5 protein-coding genes and 1 pseudogene are annotated in these 4,893 nt (G+C 65.4%); 1 reads left to right on the forward strand and 5 read right to left on the reverse strand.

The features are described from left to right. From AC1DBQ_RS21910 to AC1DBQ_RS21930, 5 genes are all read right to left on the reverse strand, one after another. Positions 1 to 554: glycosyl hydrolase (locus tag AC1DBQ_RS21910; RefSeq protein ID WP_476930519.1), on the reverse strand; the 554-nt coding region annotated here is incomplete at its 3' end. 285 nt (positions 555 to 839) lie between these two features. Continuing rightward, positions 840 to 1,562: a glycosyl hydrolase gene (locus tag AC1DBQ_RS21915; protein WP_476930520.1), complete on the reverse strand. Its 723-nt coding sequence runs from the start codon at positions 1,560 to 1,562 to the stop codon at positions 840 to 842. 344 nt (positions 1,563 to 1,906) lie between these two features. After that, on the reverse strand, positions 1,907 to 3,052 hold the full coding sequence (gene wecB, locus AC1DBQ_RS21920; RefSeq protein ID WP_476930521.1) for a non-hydrolyzing UDP-N-acetylglucosamine 2-epimerase: 1,146 nt from the start codon (positions 3,050 to 3,052) through the stop codon (positions 1,907 to 1,909). A 49-nt stretch (positions 3,053 to 3,101) separates the two neighbouring features. Continuing rightward, the gene (locus AC1DBQ_RS21925) at positions 3,102 to 3,338 is read right to left on the reverse strand and encodes a hypothetical protein (RefSeq protein ID WP_476930522.1); all 237 of its coding nucleotides are present in this window, start codon (positions 3,336 to 3,338) and stop codon (positions 3,102 to 3,104) included. Positions 3,339 to 3,582: 244 nt separating this feature from the next. Further along, positions 3,583 to 4,074, reverse strand: a complete 492-nt coding sequence (locus tag AC1DBQ_RS21930) for a YdcF family protein (protein ID WP_476930523.1) — start codon at positions 4,072 to 4,074, stop codon at positions 3,583 to 3,585. A 567-nt stretch (positions 4,075 to 4,641) separates the two neighbouring features. Here AC1DBQ_RS21930 and AC1DBQ_RS21935 point away from each other — a divergent pair. Continuing rightward, positions 4,642 to 4,893 (forward strand): annotated as a pseudogene (locus tag AC1DBQ_RS21935) (S-layer homology domain-containing protein); the annotation flags it as partial.

Consider the following 4,893-nt stretch of genomic DNA (forward strand, 5'->3'; position numbering starts at 1 on the left):
GCCCTGGGCCAAGCGTAGACGTGCGTAGTCAAGAAGTCMACACGGAGGCCCTTGTTCTTGGCCTTGGCCATGAAGTCGGCCAGCCACGCACTGCCGGGGCTGGTGCACGCCGGGGACCCGAGCCGCAGCCCGGTTGCCATCAGCTTGGGCCAGAGCTGAATGGCCCTGTYCACGCTCATGTTCGCTTGGGAGGTGTTGTCGGGCTCGTTGAAGCCCAGCAGGTGCTTKGTCTTCGTTTCCGCCAGTTGGCGCGATACCCAGCCCAGGGCGTCCTGCTCCAGCAGCGTTCGTTCGCTCTTKACCATGGGAACAAACGGGGGATTGGTGGTGACGTTGTAGTGCGCACCCCAGGTGTAGTGCCAGTCCAGCTTGAGGCTCTTGATCTGTGTKAGCGCCAGGGCGTCCTTGCCGCCCCAGCCGAATCCCTTTTGAGTATCAGCCKGCAGCGTGACGGCGGGGACGGTCGGGATTGCGGTCGGTGCCGTAGCAGCCTGGGCGGTTCCGGCGTTGGCGGCCAGCAGGGCGCCGGGCGCCGCCATTGCAGCCAGGGGCATAGTGAGAAACTTACGGCGTTCCATGAGTTCCCTTCGTGGAGGGTTGCTGGGTTCTGTGACAGCTGCGGGGACAACAAAGGCCAGCGGCGGGGTGCGTCCCGACGGATTCCGCTCACGAGTGGCGGCGTCGGGATGTGACTGCTCTGGCCTGTGTGGTCCCTGATTCAGTTGTGGCTGAAGTCAACATAGCACGGGGAACACTCAGGAAAGTCCCGGTTTTACACAGGAAAGACGCAATTTTCTGCGGGCCCCTAGCGGCACCAGGACACTGGCTGGAGGTAGGTCCTAGAGGGAGTGGTAGAGCTCGCCGGTGGGGGTGAGGGAGCCGTTGCTCCGGAACAGGGCGGAGGCGCCCATGATGGGGTCGCCGTGGGCCCGCGTTTTCCACGCGAATCGCTCCACGTACGGCATCTTCCGGAGTCCGGTGACGGTCTCTTTCATGAACGCCAGGATTTCCTTCTCCGTGAACCGGCTGGGCGACTTCGCAGTGGCCTTCCAGTCGGCGACGGCGTATTCGGTGATCCAGACGGGCTTCCCGTAGCGTTCGTGCAGTTTCTCCACCGTGCGGAGGAACGAGTCCCCGTGGGGCGGCGCGTACCAGTGCATCGCGACAAAATCCACCCGCAGGTCCTTCCTGGCTGCCTGGTCCATGAAATTTTTGAGCCAGTCGCCCAGCGCCTGAACCGGGGCCGGAGAGCCCAGCCTGAGGCCGGCCTGTTCCAGCTGGGGCCAGAGACTGATGGCAGTGTCCACGGACATGTCCGCCTGGCCGGTGTGGTCGGGTTCGTTGAAGCCGAGGAGATTGTCKGCACCTGTCCAGGACACTTCGGACCGCACCTGCTCTATGGCCTTCCGTTCCAAGGAGCCGCGCCCCCAGACCATGGGCACAAATTCAGCGGCCTGGCTCGAAGCAGCCCGGAGGGGCGGGTAGTCAGGTCCCCAGTCGTAAAACCAGTCCAGGTTCAGGGAATCCAGCTCCTTGAAACCGAATCCGCCGAAGCGCGGCATGCCCAGGCCCTTGCTCGCGAACKGCGGTATGGGTCGACGGGGCAGTGGTGTGGGCGAGGTCGACGGCGGCCGGGGGCCGGGCGTCGTATCCGGGGTGCACGCCGCCAGGGCGGCGGCGGCTGAGGCCGCCACTGATAGTCGTAGAAAGTCCCTGCGGTCCACTTGCACCCCCTGGCGTCGCCGTCGGTTCAGGGTCGAATCCGGGGTACCAGATCCGCCGACGGACAACGTGATGCTGGCAACCCGCATCCTTGCCTGCTGAACACTAATTGTTTCACGAAAGGCCCCTCCGACTCACATCGAAGGCCGGGCGCCGGGCAGCCCTGCCGGTGGTTGTCCGGCGCCTACGCGCCGCTGAACTCCGCGGTCCGGTAGCCGACGCCGAGCAGCTCTTCAATGGCGGCCACAGTCCGGGCCGCAGCCTTGCCGTCGCCGTAGGGATTCACGGCGTTTGCCATGGCCGCGAAGTGCGCTGAATCGTGCAGGAGGCTGGTCACCTCGGCAACAATCCGCTCTTCGTCCGTGCCGATCAGCTTCACGGTGCCGGCCTCCAGGGCCTCGGGCCGCTCGGTGTTGTCCCGCATCACCAGGACCGGCTTGCCGAGGCTKGGCGCTTCCTCCTGCACTCCGCCGGAGTCCGTGAGGACGATGTGTGCGCGGGAGAGCAGCCGGGTGAATTCGCCGTAGGCCAGAGGTTCCGTCACCAGGACGTTGGCTTTGCCCTCCAGCGCGGGAAGGACGGCCTCCCGCACCAGCGGGTTCTTGTGGGCCGGCAGCACGATCACCAGGTCCGGCTCGGCGTCGGCGATCCGGGCCAAGGCCCGTCCCACGCTGCGCATGGATTCGCCCTGGTTTTCCCGCCGGTGCGTGGTGACGAGTAGGACCGGACGGTCGCCGGCGGCCAGTGCTTCCAACCGGGGGTCCGTGAAGGGGAGCTGCTTGTCGACGGTGGCGAGCAGGGCGTCGATCACGGTGTTTCCGGTGACCACGACGTCTTCGGCGCTGATGCCTTCCCTCAGCAGGTTCTCCCTGCTGGTTGAGGTGGGCGCCAGGTGCAGGCGGGTGATCTGGCTGGTGATCTTTCGGTTGGCTTCCTCGGGGAACGGCGAGAGCAGGTCTCCGCTGCGCAGCCCGGCCTCGACATGGACCACCGGGATGCCGTGGTAGAACGCCGCGATGGCGGCGGCCGTGGAGGTGGTGGTGTCGCCCTGGACGACGACGGCGTCCGGCCGGGTTCCGGCGAAGAGCTTTTCCAGCCCGTCGATGGTCCGCGTCATGATGGCCGAGAGCGACTGCCCCTGCTGCAGGATGTTCAGGTCATGGTCCGGAACAATGCCGAAGAGCTCATTGACCTGGTCCAGCATCTCGCGGTGCTGCCCCGTGACCGTCACGATGCAGCGGAAGAGCGGAGACTCCTGCAGCGCGCTGACGATCGGCGCCATCTTGATGGCTTCCGGCCTGGTTCCGAAGATCGGCATGATGCTGTGCATGGTTTATCCCCAAGGGTGTGCGAGTGGTTGGTAAGGTCTGTGGCCCGGTTCAGCCGAGCAGCAGGGCCAGGAAGATGGCTGGTACGGCGAGGGCTACAACGAGAACGGCCAGGAGGGCCACCCGCCGCTTGCGCCGGTGGAGCATGTCGCGGGCGACTTGCTGGGATTCCTTCTCCTGGATGGCGGCTTCCAGGCCCGACTCTGCCGGGTTTGAATCCGCGGGTTCCTCCGGGGCTTCAGTGTCAGCCGGGTCCTGGTCGGCGGCCCCCCGGTAGGCGTTGGCCATGTCTGCCGGGTCCTGATATACAGGAGCCTGCGCGGCGGCTGGCGGCGGCCCGTTGAGGGGAAKAGGCTCCGCCCCGGGCACCAGAAGGGCGTCCGGGATCTCCGTGTGCATGCGCCGCTTGCGCAGGTGCCGGGGTGCGGCAACCAGCGGGGCAGCGCCGTCGGGAGAGTGTTCCAGCGTGTCCTCCTCGCCTCGGTCAGATGCCCGAACCGGCTGACCAGTTCAACCGGATGAGGTTCAATTGTTACATTTCCGCCCCGTGTTTGGCGCATTCCGGCCGGAAGGTGGCATCGATCAGGCCTCCCGTTTCGATCACAAACCGCCGGATCCACTGAAAGACATCCAGGTCGGGGTGGGAGGCAACCATCTGGATGTCCGCCGTCGTGCATTGCCCGATCAGGCGACCGGCGCGGGTGACGTGATAACTGGAMGTCACCACGGTGACGGACTTCCAGCCGTTGGCCTCGATCAGCGCGGAGATGGCACGGGCMTCGCCGCGGGTGTCCAGGTCCGGGGGGCGGAAGCAAACGATTTCCGCGTTGGGGAAGGCGGCCGCATTGCACGCCTCATCCGCGCTCCGGTTGCCCAAGGTGTCCGTGTGTGAGATCACCATGACCGGGATGTGGAATTCGGCCTGGAACTGGCGTGCCACCGGGAGTCGCTCAGATGCCGCGCCGCCGAGCATGATGACTGCGTCGGTCCGGTGAACGCTGAGCGGATCMACGTTGACGAACATCTGGGTGGCAATGATCAGCGATAACAGGAGGCCTCCGACGGCGAAGGCAAGCACCCTGCGGGTGGCGGTGTTGACCGCGGCGACGGAAAGAGGMACGGCTAAGAGTTTGGCATGCGGTTTTCAGGTGGCGAAATGATGCGCATTTACTGCGAAGAAGCTTGCAAACAAAAATGCGTGATGCAGTTGTGATTTAAGGGATCAAAGTTAGTGKGGTGACAGGCGTGACTTGGCGTTTATGCTATAGGCACCTTACGTCGCTCCCACCACCAGGTCTCCACCGGCGGTCTCACCCCTAAGCGAGCAATCTTGCGAAAACTKAACATAGCGGCAACAGTGATTGCCGCCGTGATGCTGGCAGCAGCGTTGCCCCAAACCGCTGTGGCGTCCGTTCCCTCCGTTGCAGTTMCGGCCGTTGCTGTTCCAGCGGGTGCCGTTCCYGCGGTGTCGGACCCGAGCCCTCAGGGGCAGGTGGATGACTTTGTCCGGCCCGAGCCGCCGGCCAACAGGGCGAGGAGCGAATACACCTACGTAAGCGCGCCRCTGGCAGGCACCCTGAAGACMACCCTGGTGACCGTGCAGCTGGCCGACAAGACCGCAGCGGAGACGGACGCCGCCGTGCCGATGGCGGCGGCGAAGGCCTCCCTCAGCGCGGCCAACCGCTACTGGGCCCACGCCACCGCCGGGCGCGTGGACATTGCCCTGAGCTCGTCCCGCCTGCTGCACAAGTCGGCCGCGAAATCCACGCAGTCACCGTCGCAGATCGTGGACACAGTCTCGCAGGAGCTGGGCTGGACGCAGAGTCCCTACACGGCGCTGGTG

It is taken from the genome of Arthrobacter sp. 10T413_2, from assembly GCF_056394205.1.

Bases quoted from the DNA above. Each gene is read 5' to 3' on its own strand.
- AC1DBQ_RS21925 (WP_476930522.1), bottom strand. From the start codon at position 3,338: ATGGCCAACGCCTACCGGGGGGCCGCCGACCAGGACCCGGCTGACACT.